This is a genomic window from Occallatibacter sp. (assembly GCF_049582745.1).
Classification (GTDB): Bacteria; Acidobacteriota; Terriglobia; order Terriglobales; family Acidobacteriaceae; genus Telmatobacter.
Map to the genome: position 1 here is coordinate 43,938 of NZ_JBAUUO010000171.1, position 17,693 is coordinate 61,630.

Annotated in this window: 13 protein-coding genes; 4 read left to right on the forward strand and 9 right to left on the reverse strand. The window is 59.6% G+C overall.

Features of this window, described 5'->3' with window-relative positions; all coding sequences use genetic code 11:
• Positions 1-23 precede the first annotated feature (23 nt).
• Both hutH and WCA10_RS24345 read left to right on the forward strand, forming a co-directional pair.
• Positions 24-1,550 (forward strand): histidine ammonia-lyase, encoded by a 1,527-nt coding sequence (hutH, locus tag WCA10_RS24340; RefSeq protein ID WP_472825141.1) that lies wholly within the window; start codon positions 24-26, stop codon positions 1,548-1,550.
• A 211-nt stretch (positions 1,551-1,761) separates the two neighbouring features.
• Positions 1,762-2,589, forward strand: coding sequence for a fumarylacetoacetate hydrolase family protein (locus WCA10_RS24345; protein WP_472825142.1), 828 nt, complete (start codon positions 1,762-1,764; stop codon positions 2,587-2,589).
• Between the two features lie 26 nt (positions 2,590-2,615).
• Here WCA10_RS24345 and WCA10_RS24350 read toward each other — a convergent pair whose 3' ends face one another.
• The 9 genes from WCA10_RS24350 to WCA10_RS24390 all read right to left on the reverse strand — a co-directional run bounded on the left by WCA10_RS24350 (position 2,616) and on the right by WCA10_RS24390 (position 13,955).
• A complete protein-coding gene (locus tag WCA10_RS24350) occupies positions 2,616-4,778 on the reverse strand; it encodes a formylglycine-generating enzyme family protein (protein WP_472825143.1) in 2,163 nt (720 codons plus the stop codon).
• 42 nt (positions 4,779-4,820) lie between these two features.
• On the reverse strand, positions 4,821-5,750 hold the full coding sequence (gene rbsK / locus WCA10_RS24355) for a ribokinase (RefSeq protein ID WP_472825144.1): 930 nt from the start codon (positions 5,748-5,750) through the stop codon (positions 4,821-4,823).
• A gap of 7 nt (positions 5,751-5,757) precedes the next feature.
• Positions 5,758-6,747, reverse strand: a complete 990-nt coding sequence (locus WCA10_RS24360) for a GRP family sugar transporter (protein ID WP_472825145.1) — start codon at positions 6,745-6,747, stop codon at positions 5,758-5,760.
• Positions 6,748-6,999: 252 nt separating this feature from the next.
• Positions 7,000-7,971, reverse strand: coding sequence for an electron transfer flavoprotein subunit alpha/FixB family protein (locus tag WCA10_RS24365; protein ID WP_472825146.1), 972 nt, complete (start codon positions 7,969-7,971; stop codon positions 7,000-7,002).
• Positions 7,968-8,738 (reverse strand): electron transfer flavoprotein subunit beta/FixA family protein, encoded by a 771-nt coding sequence (locus tag WCA10_RS24370; protein ID WP_472825147.1) that lies wholly within the window; start codon positions 8,736-8,738, stop codon positions 7,968-7,970. Before WCA10_RS24370 ends, WCA10_RS24365 begins: the two co-directional genes overlap by 4 nt.
• 135 nt (positions 8,739-8,873) lie before the next feature.
• Positions 8,874-10,940 carry a (Fe-S)-binding protein gene (locus tag WCA10_RS24375; protein WP_472825148.1) on the reverse strand — a complete coding sequence of 689 codons (2,067 nt, stop codon included), beginning with the start codon at positions 10,938-10,940 and terminating at the stop codon, positions 8,874-8,876.
• 501 nt (positions 10,941-11,441) lie between these two features.
• Positions 11,442-11,891, reverse strand: coding sequence for a tRNA (N6-threonylcarbamoyladenosine(37)-N6)-methyltransferase TrmO (gene tsaA, locus WCA10_RS24380; RefSeq protein WP_472825149.1), 450 nt, complete (start codon positions 11,889-11,891; stop codon positions 11,442-11,444).
• 46 nt (positions 11,892-11,937) lie between these two features.
• On the reverse strand, positions 11,938-12,258 hold the full coding sequence (locus WCA10_RS24385; protein WP_472825150.1) for a hypothetical protein: 321 nt from the start codon (positions 12,256-12,258) through the stop codon (positions 11,938-11,940).
• 341 nt (positions 12,259-12,599) lie between these two features.
• Positions 12,600-13,955 carry a nucleotide sugar dehydrogenase gene (locus tag WCA10_RS24390; RefSeq protein ID WP_472825151.1) on the reverse strand — a complete coding sequence of 452 codons (1,356 nt, stop codon included), beginning with the start codon at positions 13,953-13,955 and terminating at the stop codon, positions 12,600-12,602.
• Positions 13,956-14,048: 93 nt separating this feature from the next.
• Between WCA10_RS24390 and WCA10_RS24395 the strand changes: the two genes are divergently transcribed.
• Together WCA10_RS24395 and WCA10_RS24400 are read left to right on the forward strand one after the other, a co-directional pair.
• Positions 14,049-14,987 (forward strand): SDR family oxidoreductase, encoded by a 939-nt coding sequence (locus WCA10_RS24395; RefSeq protein ID WP_472825152.1) that lies wholly within the window; start codon positions 14,049-14,051, stop codon positions 14,985-14,987.
• 279 nt (positions 14,988-15,266) lie between these two features.
• On the forward strand, positions 15,267-17,690 hold the full coding sequence (locus tag WCA10_RS24400) for an SLBB domain-containing protein (protein ID WP_472825153.1): 2,424 nt from the start codon (positions 15,267-15,269) through the stop codon (positions 17,688-17,690).
• The last annotated feature ends 3 nt before the right edge of the window (positions 17,691-17,693 follow it).

Consider the following 17,693-nt stretch of genomic DNA (forward strand, 5'->3'; position numbering starts at 1 on the left):
TGCTGCCGCCTAAGATTGCAGATATGGATACGTTGATTCTGAATGGGCAGGCATTGACGCTTGCCGAGATTGAAGCCGTTGCGTTGGGTGGATGCCGTGTGGAAGTGGCAGAAGATGCACGCGGGCGGGTGACGGAGAGTCGCAGCCTGATCGAGAGCATTCTTGCTGCGGGTGAAACCGTGTATGGGGTGAACACGGGGTTTGGCAAGCTGGCGGATGTACGCATTCCCGCGGATAAACTTGCGGAACTGCAGATCAACCTCGTGCGCAGCCATGCGGGTGGGGTAGGCGAGCCGCTGGCTGAAGCGGAGGCCCGGGCCATGCTGGTGCTGCGCGCAAACGTGCTGGCGAAGGGCTTCAGCGGTGTGCGCGCGGAGCTGCTGGAGTTACTCGTCGGCTTGCTGAATGCGGGCGTACACCCGGTGATTCCTGAAAAAGGTTCGGTGGGTGCAAGCGGCGACCTGGCTCCGCTGGCGCATCTGGCGCTGGTGGTTGTCGGCGAGGGGGAGGCGTTCTATCGGGGCGAACGAATCGTCGGCGGAGAGGCGCTGCGACGCGCCGGGCTGAAGCCGTTGCATCTCACAGCGAAAGAAGGCCTGGCGCTGCTGAACGGAACGCAGGCGATGACGGCGGTGGGCGCGCTGGCAACGTCGCGCGCGCTACGGGTTGTGGAGCTTTGCGATCTTTCAGGGGCGATGTCACTGGAGGCGTTGAAGGGAACGCCGGCGGCTTTTGACGCACGGATTCACAAGGCCAGGCCGCATGCGGGACAGATCGCATCGGCGGCGCACTTACTGCGGCTGATGGATGGGTCGGAGATTCGCGAGTCGCATCGCGAGCATGATTCGCGGGTGCAGGACGCCTATTGCCTGCGCTGCATGCCGCAGGTGCACGGAGCGGTGCGCGGCGTGCTGGAACATGTGGCGGCGGTGCTTGAGACGGAGGCGGGTTCGGCGACGGATAATCCGCTGGTGTTTCCGGGCGAATCAGGTACGGGCGGTGCGGTGATCTCCGGTGGGAATTTTCATGGAGCGCCGCTGTCCTACGCTTTCGATTACGGGGCGCTGGCAATGACGGATCTGGCGGGCATCACGGAGCGGCGCGTCGACAGGCTGCTGAATCCCGATATCAATGAAGGGCTACCTGCGTTTCTTTCCACCGATCCGGGGCTCTCGTCGGGGTTCATGATTGCGCAGATTGTTGCGGCGGCATTGATCAACGAGTGCCAGGTGCTGTCGCATCCGTCGTCAACGGGGAGCATACCGACGGATGGCGGCAAAGAGGATCATGTGTCGATGGGAATGACGGGAGCGATCAAGCTGCGACAAATCGTGGAACATGCAGAGCGCATCCTTGCGATTGAACTAATGTGCGCGGCGCAGGCGCTGGAGTTTCGCCGTCCATTGAAGTCCAGTGCGCGGATCGAAGAGGCGCACGATGCAGTGCGCAAGGTTGTACCGCGGCTGGAGCGGGATCGCGTGCTGGCGCCGGATATCGAGGCGTTGGCGGGGGCGATCCGGAGCGGGAAGTTGGATGGGTGGCGGGAGTAGTTGCTGGGAGGGTTTGTTGCTTTCTCACCCAAGACGCGACGATACCGCGTCTTGGATGGGGCACCCGGCATAGCGCGAATCGATGCCGCGGAGGATCGTGGTATCCCACTCATGCCGCGATAAAACTGCGGCATGAATGGGGCACCGGATCTCGTGGTGATCGAGGATTTTCTGAGTAGCCGTGTAGGATGAAAGCGAATGAGGGGGATGCATGAAGCTCTTTCGCACTACGGGCGGAGTCTTCGTCGAAGAGGGTGGGCAGCATTACCTGGTTGCGGAGCACGGCTGGGACGGGCTGCTTTCGCGCGACGATCTGCCGGAATTTCTGGCGGGTTTTGTGGAGCGGGCGAGACCGCTGGCGGGATTTCGTGAGGGAGATCTGCTGGCGCCGATCGCCGGGCAAGAGGTTTGGGCTGCAGGTGTGACCTACTATCGGAGCCGTGGCGCGCGCATGGAGGAGTCGAAGGACGCGGGTGGCGGAAACTTCTATGACCGTGTTTATTCAGCAGAACGCCCGGAGCTGTTCTTTAAATCGACTGCGAGCAGGACCGTGGGAACTGGCGGCATGGTGCGAATTCGCGGCGATGCGCACTGGTCGGTTCCGGAGCCGGAGTTGACGCTGGTGGTGAGTCCGGCGGGTCGGATCAACGGATACACAATTGGCAACGACATGAGTTCGCGCGATATCGAAGGCGAGAATCCGCTGTATCTGCCACAGGCGAAGGTTTACAACGGGAGCTGCGCGCTGGGGCCGGGAATCCTTGTGACAGCGAGTCCGCTGGCGCATGCGACTGAGATCGAGTTGAAGATTCTGCGCAACGATCGCGTGGAGTTTGCGGGATCAGTGGAGTTGGCGGAGTTGAAGCGCGATCCGCAATCGCTGGTCGAGTATCTGTTGCGCGACAATAGCTTTCCTTCCGGTGTGTTCCTGATGACAGGGACGGGGATTGTGCCGCAGAGCACGTTTTCGCTGGCAAGCGGAGATCGGATACGGATCACAATCGAGCCGATCGGGACGCTGGAGAATGTGGTTGCCTGATTTCGCTGGGTGCGTTGTTTGACGCCTCATTGCGCATCGCGGACGCAACGGAATCCTACGCCGCCGGAGCGATCGTAGGAGGGAGCCATGAGCAGAACCTTGCTGTGCTCGTCGTTGCGGTAGGCCTGCGGGAAGTACCAGATAGAACCTTGCGGCTGATAGTAGCTGCTGCCGCGTACGATCGCCGCTCGCGTGTGATCGTCCTCGAACTCATCGGTCCACTGCCAGATGTTTCCAACAAGATCCTGGACGCCGTAGGGGCTCGCGCCCTGCGGATGCGCGCCGACGGGCTCTGGACCGCGCATGGTGCGACCGATGTCGGGAGTGGGAACATTTGCCGGGTTCCAGTCGTTGCCCCATGGATAGGCGCGGCCGTCGGGGCCTTGCGCCGCGAGCTGCCATTCCCACTCGTGAGGAAGGCGCTTACGGGCCCATGCAGCGTAGGCGCGCGCATCTTCGAGAGAAACCCAGGTGACAGGGCGATTGTCCCATCCCTGCGGGTAGGCGCCGTTCTTCCAATCGCGGAGAAAGTCGCCGGGATCACGTGGAGCATAGTGTGTGGCGTCGAGAAATTGTTTGAACTGCGCGTTTGTGACGGGGAATTTGTCGATGAAGAAGGGTTTGATGGTCATCGTGTGTTCGTGAAAGCGACGCGGCGAACCTTCCCACGGATACTGCACGTCGACACCGTTCATGGAGCCGCCTTCAATCTCGGTTCCGCGCACGCGAAAGACGAAAGTGCCGGCGGGAATCTTCACCATTCCTTCGGGATTTTCGGTGGCCGGTTTGGTTGGTGCGATTTCAACGAGATGCTGTTGCAGGACGGTCTGTTCGTGCGAAAAGGAGACCAGCGGACTGGCCGTCAATACGGCCATGCGCTGCATCAGCGTCTTGATGGCTTCGGATGGTTCGTTGGGTGTGGCAAGAATCGCGCCGTAGCCGTTGGCTTCGATGTTGAAGCTGAGGACGGAGACGGGACCATCGGTCTCGGGCTTGAGTTCCACACCGTGGTAGAGATCGAAGTAGCGCATGCCGGGTTTGAGCTCTACGTCCATCTGGCGGCCGGGAATGTCGTAGGGATTTCGATTCACGATGGTCCAGACGGTCTGATCGCCGAGGGGCCAGCGACTGGCATAGACGCCGAAGTTGTGCATTGCGTAGAGCGGCTCCCAGTCGGAGCTGACGAGAAAGGGAGCGACGGCGCGTTCGATGGTGGCGACGCGGCGCGTGGCCTCGGCGTCGCGTGGATTGATACCGTTCCAGACGCCCCAGATGTTCTCCCAACTCTCCCAGCCGACGCCGTTGAAGAAGGCGAACTGCAGGTCGCTGGTATGGTCGGTCGCCCAGCGATCGCTGATGTTGACCATGTGGCGCGTCTCGATCCACTTGTAGCGGTCGACCATGGGGACGAAGGGAAACGCATACTGGCCCCAGGTCATGACGTTCCACGCCAGCGCTTCGTCGCTGGGGCCGCCTTCGGGCTCGAAGGCGAGAGGATGGCCGATGGCATCGGCAGCGAGCGAAAAGCCAAGCGGAACGCCGTCCTGCGTGTCGCCGTTGATGCCGTCGGCATCGACCTGTTTCATCAGCTCTGCAATGGCTTGCGGCCATGGTTGCGGGGGCTGGTGTGTGCCTTCATCCCACATCATCATGGGGAAAAGGACGCGCACGCCGCGCCGATGAAAGTCGGCGACCATTTTTCGGATGCCTTCTATGCCTCCCGGCATGGACGCAACCATTTCGAGTTGGTTGCGATCGTCGATTCCCATGTTGGGGTAGGTGGACCAGATGAGAACCGCGTCGATGCCGCCGTAACGTTTTTCGAGATCGTCAAGATAGCGATCGACGGTGTAACGGCCGGCCACAGGATCGTAGAAGTAGCGATCGTGGACCATCATCTGGGGCTGCATGAAGCTGGACTGTGTCCACTTGAGCGCAGGCAATTCGTAGCGGGACGGATCGTAAGCGATGCGGATGCGGCGCTCGGTGCGCCAGTGCCGCAGGTCAGCCAGCCAACGCTCATGGGCGAAGGGCAGACAGATTATTTGCGGACCTTCCCAGGCGTTATGGAGATTCATGCAGATGGGTGGAGGGATTTGCTGGCCGCGCGGCTGGTAGAGGGTGTCCTGCGCGGCGGCGGTAACCGCCAGTGCTCCAAGAATGCTTGATAGAAATAGCTTTTGGATCATTCGGCTCATCTCCGGGCGTTTTCGTGAGAAGTGCGGATCGAACTACATGGTCTCGCCGCGGTCGGCCAAAAAGGCGTTGAGATCTGCATATGTGGGCATGGAGGCCTGTGCGCCGCGACGTGTAACGGAGATAGCGGATGCTGCGCAGGCGAACCGCGCGGCAGCCAGCGGGCTTTTGCCTTCGAGCAGTGCGACGGCGAAAGCGCCATTGAAGCAGTCGCCGGCAGCGACGGTGTCGATGGCGTCAACAGCGAATGGTTTTACCCAGCCGGCGGCGCCGCCTGCGATTGCAACGTAAGCACCCTCGGCGCCGCGCTTGAGGACGACGCCGCGGAGGCCGCGTTCGAGCAGCTCCTGCGCAATGAGTTCAGGATAGGATCCATCGTTGAGATAGAAGGCAGCTTCAGTTTCGTTGGGCGTGAACCATGCGACCTGTTTCCAAACGGAGTCGCTGAGCCCGGCTGCGGGAGCGGGGTCAAGCATGACGGGCACGCCCAGTTCCGCGCAGACGTTCAGAGTGTGGTCGATGGTCGCCATGGGCAGTTCAAGCTGGCACAGGACCATGCCTGCGTTGCGAATGACGTCGATGTGTTTGTCGACATATGTGGAGTCGACCTTGCCGTTTGCTCCGGGAACGACCACGATGGCGTTCTGGCCGTTGGCGGCGAGGAATATCGGAGCGAGTCCGGAAGGGCCGGAGGTGGTTTCCATTGCGGATGTATCGACGCCGGCGTCGGCGAGATTCTGGATTAGTTGGGGCCCGTAAATATCGTCGCCGACCATGCCGACGAATTGCACTGGATAGCCAAGGCGGGCAGCAGCGACGGCCTGGTTGGCGCCTTTGCCTCCGGGCGTGGTGGAGAAGCTGGTGCCGATGATGGTCTGGCCGATGCGAGGGATTTGGGGAGTGCAGGTCACCATATCCATGGTGACGCTGCCGACGACGACAATCGGTTTGCAAGCCTCTTGCATGAAGACCTCAGTAGAGGGGAGCCATGGCCACAGCACCCAGGCCAAGGATGAAGAAGACGAACATGAGTACGAGGAGCATGTGCGCGGCGCGCGGTGCGCCGGCAAATTCGCGCCAGACGAAGATGCCCCAGCAGGCGGAAATCATGGTGGCTCCCTGGCCGATGGAGTAGGACACGGCGGGTCCTACAAAATGCGCGCCCGAGGCAACGAAGTTGGCGACGGCGCCGACACACCAGATGGCACCGCCGAAGATGCCGGCCAAATGCCAGCCGATGGGAACGCGCCAGTAATCGAATCCGTTGACGCGAGGCTTGCCGTCCAGGGGTGTCCACATAAGAAGGAGATTGGCGGGGATGGTCGACAAAAGGACGCCGATCGCAAAATAGAGCGCGATGGCATAGGGTCCTGGAGAACCGGAGCCGCGCATGGCGTGAGCAACCAGGGGATAGAAGCTGCCCATCAGCAGGCCGGCAACAAGACTGAGAACGATGCCGCGGGTTGTGGTGGCTTTTGCGGTGGATTCGCGTTTGCGATAGGCTGCGGCGTCAACGATGATCGCGAGGGCTACAAGTGCCACTCCGCCGAAAAGAAGCAGGGGATTGGCGGCGGGGCTGACGAGATAACTGGAGACTGCGCCGACCACGAGGGCGAGGCCGATTCCTACGGGGAAGGCGACGGCGAGTCCGGCAACATCAATGGCGGCGACGAGGAGAAGATTTGCAACATTGAAGATAGCTCCGCCGCAGATGGCCCAGAGAATACGCGACGGGGCGGTTTCAACAACCGCTGCGAGGAAGGGTGTGCCGGAGCGGCCGAAGGATCCCGCCGTCAATCCGAGCAGGACCGCACCTGCGAAGAGGCCGACCGCGTAATCCCAATAAAAGAGCTGGAAGCGGAATTTCGGGCAAAGTTTGAGTGTGTTTGCCCAGGATCCCCAGCAGAGCATGCTGAGGATCATGAGGGCGAGCGTTACTTGATATGTTTCCGGGAGAAACATCAGATGCCCCTGTATGTGTTTTGGTGCAACTGAGAACGATACGCGGAGTGGCGGGTGGGAAGCAAATGGGTGGGATCGATTTCGGTGGGGTCAGTCCGAAGCGGGGCGTTGGCGAAAAGCAACTGCGGGCTTCTCCACTTCGCTGCGCTTCGGTCGAAATGACAGATTGTGATTTGGGTTCGTGGATTCCCACCCATTCGACAAAAACGTCGAATGGATGGGGCACCCATGGTTCATAGGTAAGGCGAGACTCTACTGGCGGGCGGTTTTGATCGCTTCGGTTAGAGCGGGGACGACTTCGAAGAGGTCGCCGACGATGCCGTAGTCGGCTACTTCGAAGATGGGGGCCTCGGCGTCTTTGTTGATGGCGACGATGCACTGCGAGCCCTTCATGCCAACGAGGTGCTGAATGGCTCCGGAGATGCCGACGGCGAGGTAGAGCTTGGGCGCGACGGTCTGGCCGGAGCTGCCGACCTGGCGTTCGATGGGAAGCCAGCCGTTGTCGCAGATGGGGCGGGATGCGGCGAGTTCGGCGCCGAGAGCTGAGGCGAGATCTTGAACGAGCGGAAGATTGTCGGCTTCCTTGATGCCGCGGCCTACGGCAACGATCAATGGGGCGGAGCCAAGGTCGACGGCTTGTGCGGTGCCGCGGAAGGGTTCGCCGGGTTTCGTTCGGATTTGCGCGGCTTCGATTGCCGGAGTGAAGACAGCGATCGCAGCACCGCTGGATTGGGCTTCGCCGGCCCGGAACGCGCCGGACTGGACAGAGATGAAGGATGGTGCTGCGCCGGAGGGACGATAGCTGCCACTCAAACGTCCCTGCATGAGCGAGCGGATGAAAACGGGACCGTCTGTGATGGCGGTAACGTCGCCGATGAGCACGCGGCCGAGGCGGGCGGCGAGAGCGGGGGCGTAATCGCGAACCTGATAGGTGTGGGGGAAGACGAGGTAGTCGGGTGATTCGGCGGCGATGAATTGCTGGAGCGCCGTGGTGTATCCGTCGGAGGTGTACTGGGCGAGCAGCGGATGCTCGATGCGGACGACTTTGGCGACGCCTTTGGTGCCGGCTTCGCTGGCGAGGGCTTCGGTTTGCGCGCCGATGACGATGGCGGTTGCTTTGTCGCCGGATTGGGCAGCAAGAAGATTGGCCGCTGCGACTGCTTCCCAACTAATGCGGCCGATGCGGCCGTTGCGATCTTCAAGAACTACGTATACGCCGCTCATAGGACGCGCACCTCGAATTTCAGCTTCTCGACTAAGGTTGCCGCCGCTTCTTTGGCGGAACCGGGAATGATCTGGGTGGATTTCTGTTTTTGCGGGAGCGTGATTGTTTCGAGTATCGCGGTTGGCGCACCGGATGCACCGAGATCGGCAGCGCTGATTTTGCGAAACTCTTTGGTCTTCGCTTTCTTGATGCCCATAAGGGTGGCATAGCGCAGCTTGGTGCCGCCGGATTGAATCATCAGAACGGCAGGAAGCGGGAGGTCGATGTCCTGAAACCAGCCCTCTTCGAGTTCGCGCTTCACCGTGAGGCCGGTGTCGGTCTTGTCGACATGGAGGATAAGGGATGCGTGGGGCACACCCATCAGTTCCGCTATGATGACGCCGGTCTGACCGTAGCCGAGGTCGTCGGACTGCAGACCGGTGAGAACGAGGTCGGGGTTCTCTTGCTTTGCGGCGGCAGCAAGCAGCTGCGCAACGCCGAGGGCGTCGCGCTGGGTCAGGTCGTCGGCTTCGATGTGAATGGCGCGGTCGGCGCCTTTGGCGAGGGCTTCGCGAATGGTGGTACCGGCGCGCTCAGGACCTGCGCTTAGAACGATGACTTCGCCGCCGTGTTTCTCCTTTAGCTGCAGGGCTTCTTCGAGGGCGTAGGCGTCGGATTCGTTCATGGCGAATTGCAGGTCGGACTCTTCGATCCATTTACCGGAGCTCGAGATGCGAACCTGCGCGTCGCGTTCGGGGACTTGTTTGATGGCGACAATGATTTTCATTTATTGATGCTCCAATGGCTTGTATCCAAGCAAACCGTGGAGGGAGTGTCCCTCAGCGGCGAAAGCCGGTCGTACTTTTGTGATGTTTATGGCACGGCTGAAGCCGTGCCCTTTCAAAACTGGCGTGTGAGGATTTCATGAGTCTCGTTTTGTGGGCCCTTGTTCGAGAACAGGTAGGCAGCGGGCGGTTAGTTGTGCAATGTCGAGAAGCTGCGGCGCGGCTTCGCCGGCGGAAGATAGGGCATCGCGGAACATGGTGTTGCAGAAGGGGCATGCGGTGGCGATGGTCGAGGCACCGGTGGCGACGAGTTCTTTGGCGCGCACGTGGCTGACGCGGTCGCCGGTTTCTTCGCCGAGGAAGGCGAGGCCGCCTCCGGCTCCGCAGCAGAAGCTGCGTTGATGCGAGCGTGGGGCTTCGACGAGTTCGCCGGCGAGCGAGACGACGGTGCGGGGCTCATCGTAGACGTTGCGATAGCGGCCGAGGTAACAGGGGTCGTGGTAGACGATGGTTGGCGGAGTTGGAATTTCAGGGGCTGAAGCCCCTCCTTCATTGGCAGTGTTTTCGGCACGACTAAAGTCATGCCCAGACGCTTCGTGCTTTTCCAAAGGAGATTTTTCGTGGTGGCCTGATGCTTCATGCTTTTCCGGCAGACCTCTGTCGGCATGCCCTGACATGTGTGCATTCTGGTTCCGCAATTTGTCGGCGAAGCGGGCGAGGAACTCACTATGGTGTTCGATCTCGGGCGGCGTGCCGAACTCCTTCCAATCTTCCTGAATGGTGCGAACGCAGTGAGGGCAGATGGAGACTATTTTTTTAACTTTGGACTGGCTGAGAGCCTCGAGATTTGCTTCGGCGAGTTGCTGGAAGAGGAGGTCGTTGCCGAGGCGGCGGACGGGATCGCCGGTGCATTTCTCTTTGCGCAGGACTCCGTAGCTTGTGCCGAGGAAATTCATCACGCGGGCGAAGTCGGCAATGATTTCGCGGCCTTTGGGATCGTATCCACCCATGCAGCCCAACCAGAGGCAATACTCTTGAGAACCGTCAAAGAGCGGAAGCTCCTGTTTCTGGATGAACTTGTCGCGCTCGAGTGCGCCCATCCCTAATGCGTTCGATCCGCGCTCGAGAGCGAGGAAGAGCTTAGCGCCGTGATCGTCTTCCCACGTGCCGGTGTTGACTGCGCCGCGACGGAGGCCGACGAGAATGGGAAGATGCTCGATGCCGACCGGACACTGGTACTCGCAGGAACCGCAAGTGGTGCATTGGAAGTCGGCGGTTATGGAGTTGAATTTGCCGATCAGGGATTCCTGGGAGGCCGGGCCATATTCGTTCAGGTAGCCGCGAAGGCCGAGGATGATTTCCTTCGGGTTCAGCTCTTTTCCGGTGTTAGTGGCGGGGCAATGTTCACTGCAGCGGCCGCATTCTACGCAGGAGTAAGCCTGCAGGCTGACCAGTTGGGTGAGGTCGGTTCCGGCGACGAGGCCAAAGTCTTCATCACCGACGAGGGGCGGAATTTTGCTGAAGCCGCCACGAGATAGAAAGATGGTGGCCGAGCTTAAAACGAGATGCAGGTGCTTGGTGTGGGGAATGATGGGCAAGAAGATGAGCAGTGAAAGAGTGTGAGTCCACCAGAGAATGCGATCGGCCTGGCTGGCGTCACTGACGGTAAACGCTGCGAGGTAGGTCACCATGAGGAGGAAAATCAGGAGCGCGATCACACCTGATTCGTAGGAGACTTTGCCGCCAAGCCAGCGCGGTCGTACAAAGAATCTGCGAACGAAAAGGCCGAAGATGCCGACAGAGCAGGCGATGGCGAAGGCTGCGGCGAAATAGAAATAGAAGCGCCCGATGAGGCCGTGGGGGTCCAGGAATCCAATACCTAGCCCGACGGCAACGTGGTTCAAGGTGACGAGGGCGAAGGCGCAGAATCCCCAGAAAACGAATGCATGAGCGAGGCCGGGGAGGGGACGTTCGCGGATGACCTTGGCCTGGCAGAGCACTTCCCAGAAGAAGTCCCAGACCCGTTTCCCGACAGGCGTCAGGCTGAAGTCCGGATCTTTTCTGGAATTGAGAATTCGTTTGAGAATGGGTCCGAATCTGCGCCAGAACAGCGCTGCAGAAGCAACAATCAAAGCCACCAGGAGCAACTTCTCCCACGGCGAGAAGCTATGCGGTTCAGCAAGCGTGGCGGTGAGCAAGTCCATATCCGAACTCACTCACGATACACGATCAGGCCCTTGGGCGGCAGGTTGACGCGCCACCGGGTTTGAGGGCATGAGGTCGGTTTCTGACGCTGGAGATGCAGAATGGCACAGCGCCCCGAACGCCTTGCGAAGCAAAAGGGCGGGATCTCTTGCGAGACCTCGCCCTCATGCTCTCCGAATTTTGGAAGATCCGGTTCGGTGGCCGGATCGCAACTCGGACCGTACAAATAGGGTGGTTCATTCGAGACTCCGCCCGCGTTTCCCTCCCTTGGCCTGTACAACCCTTGATGCACGAGTGTACTTGTTGCCATTCGTGAGTTTCGTTGCCGATTCTCTTGAAGGCCATAGTCGACTCTCTCCTTTGAGGAAGATTTCTCTTCCGTTACCTACTTAGAGGGGAGGTCTGGGCGGGAAGTTGTTGGTTGAAGGCGGTAGCAGGGTTGAAACTGCCACATTGTAGGACTCTGTGCTGAAAGGTGGCGTGAGATTCAACGTAGCCGGCTATTTGTGGGTGCGCGCCTCGGCCTCGGCGAGCCAGCCTCGGCGAATCTTCTCCGCAGGGATGCTTGACATGTACGGCTTGATGTCAAGAATGGGCGTTCCATCCAGCATATCCACCCCGCGGACACGCAAGAGACGGCCTTCGCGGCTCAGCAACTCCACTACCGTGAGAGCAATCGGATTGGGGCGGCGCGGAGAACGCGTGGAAAATACGCCATGAGGTCGTTCGTCAAACGGTGGACTGCCGATGAGTTCAAAGCCTTCCGATCGATCGAAGGTCCAGATGACAAAGAGGTGCGAAAAGCCCTCGACATCCGTTAGACCCAATTCGAACTCCGGGAGAATCTCCAGCACACCCTCAGCGTCGTGTTTTGCGCCGAGCCCCTTGGGAATGGACTTGGTGTCAGTGTAGGGGCTGCGGACAAATCCGATGGCTCTGGGTGTAAACATTGCGGTGCTGCTCCGGCGCGTGGATGCGTAGTGCTTTGCGCGGCCGTCACCGGCCACAATCGGATGGTAACGCAGAGGGGTCCTCGAAGGCCTCGTAATCGAATTTGCGAAGATTGCGCATACACTCGCCAAGCGCGCCTACCAGGGTTTCGCTCCATCCGCAGGGCTGGAATCGCAACGCCTTCTGATTGAGCTCAAGATCGGCGGTGGCATAGAACTGCATGTCACTGGTCTTCGCGGTGGCAAACTCTTTCACGGTGATGCGGGCTTCGATCTCGCCCCTGGCGTGCCTCTTTTTGACGGAAAAGAAATGCAAACGCGCCAGTGCTTCGGAGGAATCCTTCTGAACCAGCTTCCATTCGTTCACGCGGTTTGACCTCGCGGGAGATTGAGTGCTTGATTGCCGAGTTTAGCGGATAAACGACATTCATGGACAGAGAATTCTGGCGGCGCGTATGGCGAGCTCTAATCGTGTCCCGATAGTGACCGTCGGCCTTCAGCGGCGCGACGAGAGTCCAAACGAAAAGCGAATTAAGCTCGGGATGCCTGGCAGGGGCTGAAGCCCGACTTATTCTGCCGACCTTATCGGCCCGCGACCCATAAATGGGTTCCCCGAGCCGTGACCTTGTTACAAAGCCTCTTTATTGGCCCGGCTAAGGCCGTGCCCTTGTTACGAAGCCTCTTCGGTTGAGTTTTCCGCAGCTTGCTTCAGCAGCGCACGATCTTGGGCGAGTCGATGCCCTTGGTGGCGTTGCGTGTGTCGACAACGAGTTGCGCTTGTTCGACGATTGCGCGGTAGTTGTACGAGGAGTGATCCGTCACAATCATTACGGCGTCATACTGGTTGAGATCTTCGAGCGGGGTGTTGGTCATATTCAGCGCATAATGGCGACCTTGGCCGACTGTGGGAAAGTACGGATCGTTGTAGGCAACGTTTGCGCCTTTTTCGCGCAACAACTCGATGATGGTCAGGGACGGCGATTCGCGCAGGTCGTCAATGTCGCGTTTGTAGGCGAGGCCGAGAACAAGCACCTTCGAACCGTTGATGGACTTGCGATGCTTGTTGAGGCCATCGGCAAGCTGATCGATCACGAAGTAGGGCATGTTGATATTGACTTCGCCGGCGAGTTCGATGAAGCGTGTCCGGAAGTCGAACTGCCTGGCCTTCCACGATAGATAGAAGGGATCGATGGGGATGCAGTGGCCGCCGAGGCCTGGGCCCGGATAGAAGGCCTGGAAGCCGAAAGGCTTGGTTTTGGCGGCGTCGATCACCTCGTGGATGTCGATGTCCATGCGCATACAAAGTTGTTTGAGTTCGTTCACGAGGGCTATATTGACGCAGCGATAGATGTTTTCGAGCAGCTTGCTCATCTCCGCGACCGCGGGACTGCTGACGGGAATGACGCGGCGGAAGATGGCGCCGTAATACGCCGCCGCGAGCTCGGCGGCAGCCGGGGCGCAGCCACCAACGACCTTGGGGATGTCGTGGCGCGCGACGGTCTCATTGCCCGGGTCCTCGCGTTCCGGCGAGAATGCAACGTGAATTCCCACATCGTCGTGAATGCGGGCGACTTTCAACCCGTGGCGATTTCCTTTTTCAATCAGCGGCACGACGATCTCTTCTGTGGTTCCGGGGTAGGTCGTGCTCTCGAGGATGACGAGTTGTCCTTCGCGCAGATACGGGGCGAAGGACCCGACGGTGCCTGTAACGTAGCTCAAATCGGGCTCATGGTACTCATTGAGGGGCGTAGGGACGCAAATGATGATCGCATCCATGCGCTCGATTTCGGAGTAATCGGATGTTGCGCGAAAGCCGGATTTCTGTGCCTTCTGAATTGCGTCGGGGAGAATTCGCACGATGTAGGAACCGCCTGCATTCAGCGTGCCGACCTTTCTCTCCTCGATATCGAACCCGGTAACGGCGAAGCCTTCGCCGCTGAACAGCAACGCGAGAGGCAGGCCGACGTAGCCCATTCCGACGATGCCGATCCGCGCCTGCCTGCTCTCAATTCTCTTTTTCAGTTCCGAGAGGGTTGTTGTTGCTCTTGAGGTCATGTTCCTCATTGTAAAGCAGTGGTTGAGGCACTGAGCCGCGAGCGGAGGGTGCCGATAGTACTCTTACTATCGGCGAGATTATCGCGCGATTGGGAGGCCTGGTTGGCGAAATTTCTTGTTACCGGCGCTGCCGGGTTCATTGGACGATCGATTGCCGCGGCATTGTTGGAACGTGGAGAAGCAGTGCGCGGCATCGACAACTTCATTACCGGCAAGCGCAGCAACCTGGCGGGACTGGAGGCGATGGAATTCATAGAAGGCGACCTGACGGACCCGGAACATTGCGCACTAGCCTGCGAAGGGATTGAAATTGTCTTTCACGAAGCTGCATTGGCCTCGGTGCCGCGCTCCGTGGCCGATCCGGCCGGTACTAATCTGCATTGCGTGACGGCGACGTTGAACCTGCTGGTCGCTGCACGTGCAGCGGGAGTTCGCCGCGTGGTGTATGCGGGCTCCTCATCGGCATATGGAGACACGCCGACGCTTCCGAAGCAGGAGGAGATGCTGCCGAATCCGATTTCGCCGTACGCGGTGGCGAAACTGGCCGGCGAGCAATATATGCGTGCCTTTGCGCGGGTATATGGCCTGGAGACCGTGGTTCTGCGGTACTTCAACGTGTTTGGACCGTTTCAGGACCCGACTTCGCATTATTCCGGGGTGCTTGCCGTCTTTTGCCGGCGGATGTTGGCTGGGGAGCAGCCGACGATCTTCGGCGACGGCGAACAAAGCCGCGATTTTACGTATATCGACAACGTCGTTCATGGCAATTTGCTTGCGGCCGATGCGCCGAAGGAAAGGGTTGCCGGTCAAATGATGAATTTGGCCACCGGCTCTCGGTGTACGCTCAACGAGACATTCCGCATTCTTTGCGAATTTACCGGCTACAACGGGCAGCCTGCATACGGTGCGGCGCGTTCAGGGGATATCCGCGATTCGCTCGCAGATATCCATCTCGCAGGCAAACTTCTGGGTTACAGCCCGATTGTGGACTTCAGGGAAGGGTTGCGGCGGACGGTTGAGTGGTATCGGACCTGTTCATAGGCCGGGGCTCCTGGTTCAAGATTCCCCGCGCTTTCAGGTTCTTTCATATGTGACGCACCTCACTAACAACCTGCTTCGAATTGGTCACACTGGTACGAGACCAATCCGCTGAGGCCGTCCGTATAGTTCTGCGAAGCATGCCTTTCGGAAACCAATGGGAACGAGGAAGCCGCACTGCCGCAGACTATCGAAGTGCAGACAGAGCCAGCGCGCGGGTACGATCCGGTGTCAGGCCGGGTTTCGCAGCGGAGTTCGTTTCAATCGTTTGGCGAAGTTTGGTTGGCAGTCAGGTGTCATCGCCGACTCTTTCTGTCGATTGTGGGCGCACTGTTGGGTGCATGCCTGCTCTATTGCCTGATTGCTCCCAATGTGTACGAGGCGACCGCGCGAGTTGCATTGCACGGCACGCAGGTTTCGCTCCTGACATTTGATCGCAACGAAGGCGCACCGTCGGGTTCCTTTGCTTCAGGGCAGGTGCAGCTTGAAACGCTGGCAAATGTCCTGCGCAGCGATCAACTTGCATGGGATGTGATTGCTCATCTGCAACTCTACAAGGCTCCCGGATTCAGAGGCCGTTTCGCACAAAGGTACGCAGATTTCAGCCCGAATCAGGCGAGTCCCGACGCGAGGGATTGGCTTCTGGAGCGGTTTCAGCGCGATCTCACCGTACAGACCATCCCGCGCACACTGGTTCTGCAAATCCAGTTCCGTTCGCGCGACGCGGCGCTTTCGGCAGCCGTTGTGAACACGCTGATTCACGCTTATAACGAATATGATTCCGATCAACGCATCGAGGCGACGAATGACGCCACCCGATCGCTGCACTCGCAATTGAGTGACTTGAAGTCGCGGATAGACCGGGATGATCAGCTGTCGGCGGCATTCCAGAAGCAGCACGGCATACTGAATACCCCGGAGACGGTCGGAAATGGCCAACCGACCGACGTGGAGCACACCGCAGACCTGGGTGAGGTTGATGCGCTGAGCAGGGAATTGGCCACCACAACGACCGATCGGATCGTGCTGGAAGCGGAGTATCGTGCGGCTGCATCCGGCGATCCGGAACTGGTGGCTTCGTCGGACCCAAAGCTGCTGGCTACAAACAGTTCAACATCGGCGCTTTTGCAGCAGTTGCGAACGCGCCGCAGCGATCTGGAGCAGGAACAGGCGCAATTGCGCATTGAACACGGGCCAAACTTTCCGCGGGTGCTGGAGATTCGCAGCCAGATGCAGGATCTGGATCAGCAGCTCAAGGCAGAAGACAAGAAGCTCGTAGAGCGGCTTAAAAGCGCATGGGTGGCCGCCACCGATCGCGAGAAGATTCTGCGCGAGAGTCTTGACGACGCCACAAGCGCCGGCCTGAAGCTGAATGAAGCGTCGCTGAAGTACGTGTCAATGCGGCAGGAGGCGAACGCCAATCGCGATCTCTATATTCGACTGACCCAGCAGGCGGAGGAAGCCGGTCTGGCCGCAAGCAGCCGCGGATCCGAGCTCTTCATCATTGATTATGCGCGCCAGCCGGTAAAGCCCGTTTCGCCGAATCTGCCGGTATTGATGGGGATCACTCTGTTTGTGTCGTTGTGGGTGGGACTTGCGGTGGTTCTTATGCGTGAGACGATTCGATCGAAGGCGAGGCAGGTTGCCATCGTGCTTGCACTTGTTGCTGCAGCAACTGGTGTAGGACGCGCACAGGCGCCGACACCGAACACATCCGGTCTGCCAACGGGCGTTGCACGCACTCCGCAATCGACGGAGACGAAGAGCTATCCCAACGCAAAAGACGCGCCCGCGGTTTGGAATGCAGCGCAGGGCATACGCCTGGCCGGGGTCCCGCCGGGCGCGACCGCTACGCCGGGAATGGCGATGGCTGCGCCGATTAGCCCCGGTGATCTGCTCGAAGTTTCGGAAGCGCATACTCCGGAGATGCGCGCTTCAGTTCGCGTTTCAGAGTCAGGCACGGTGACGCTCATGCTTGCCGGTGAAGTGCAAGTCGGGGGAATGGATGAGACATCGGCGGCGCATGCTGTTCAGACGGCGCTTATCGAGCGCGGCATGCTGCTTCATCCGCAGGTCACGGTGCTTGTGACTGCATATGCAGGACAGGATGTGTCTGTTCTCGGCGAGGTGGCGCGGCCGGGGATCTACAGCTACACGGTCCATCATCGATTGCTCGATCTGATTTCATCGGCGTCGGGGTTGAATCCGAATGCGGGCCGGCTTGTCACGATTGTGCATCGAGACGACCCGAAGGCGATTCAATCGGTGGCGCTGGATCCGGCAGGTACTGACACGACCGCCGATCACAACCCGGATTTGCTTCCTGGCGATACTGTTCAGGTGAGTCGGGCGGGACTTGTCTACGTGGTGGGGGATGTCGTCCGGCCGGGCGGTTTTCCGGTTGATCCGGTGCAAACGACAACCATTGTGCAGGCGCTCTCACTCGCGTGGGGTCCTGGACAGAATGCTGCGCTGACAAAGGCGGTTTTGATCCGCGAGCAGCAGGGAAGCCGCACCATTACAACGCTGAACCTGAAACGCATGATGCGCGGACTTGACCCGGATATTCCGATTCGAGACCGCGACATCGTCTTTGTTCCGGACTCGTTGGCGAAGAATCTCTGGAACCGGACGATGGAGTCGGTGATTCAGTCTGCAGCAGGCGTCAGCATCTTTGCGGGGTTGGTCTACTCGCAAAGGTTCTAGCAC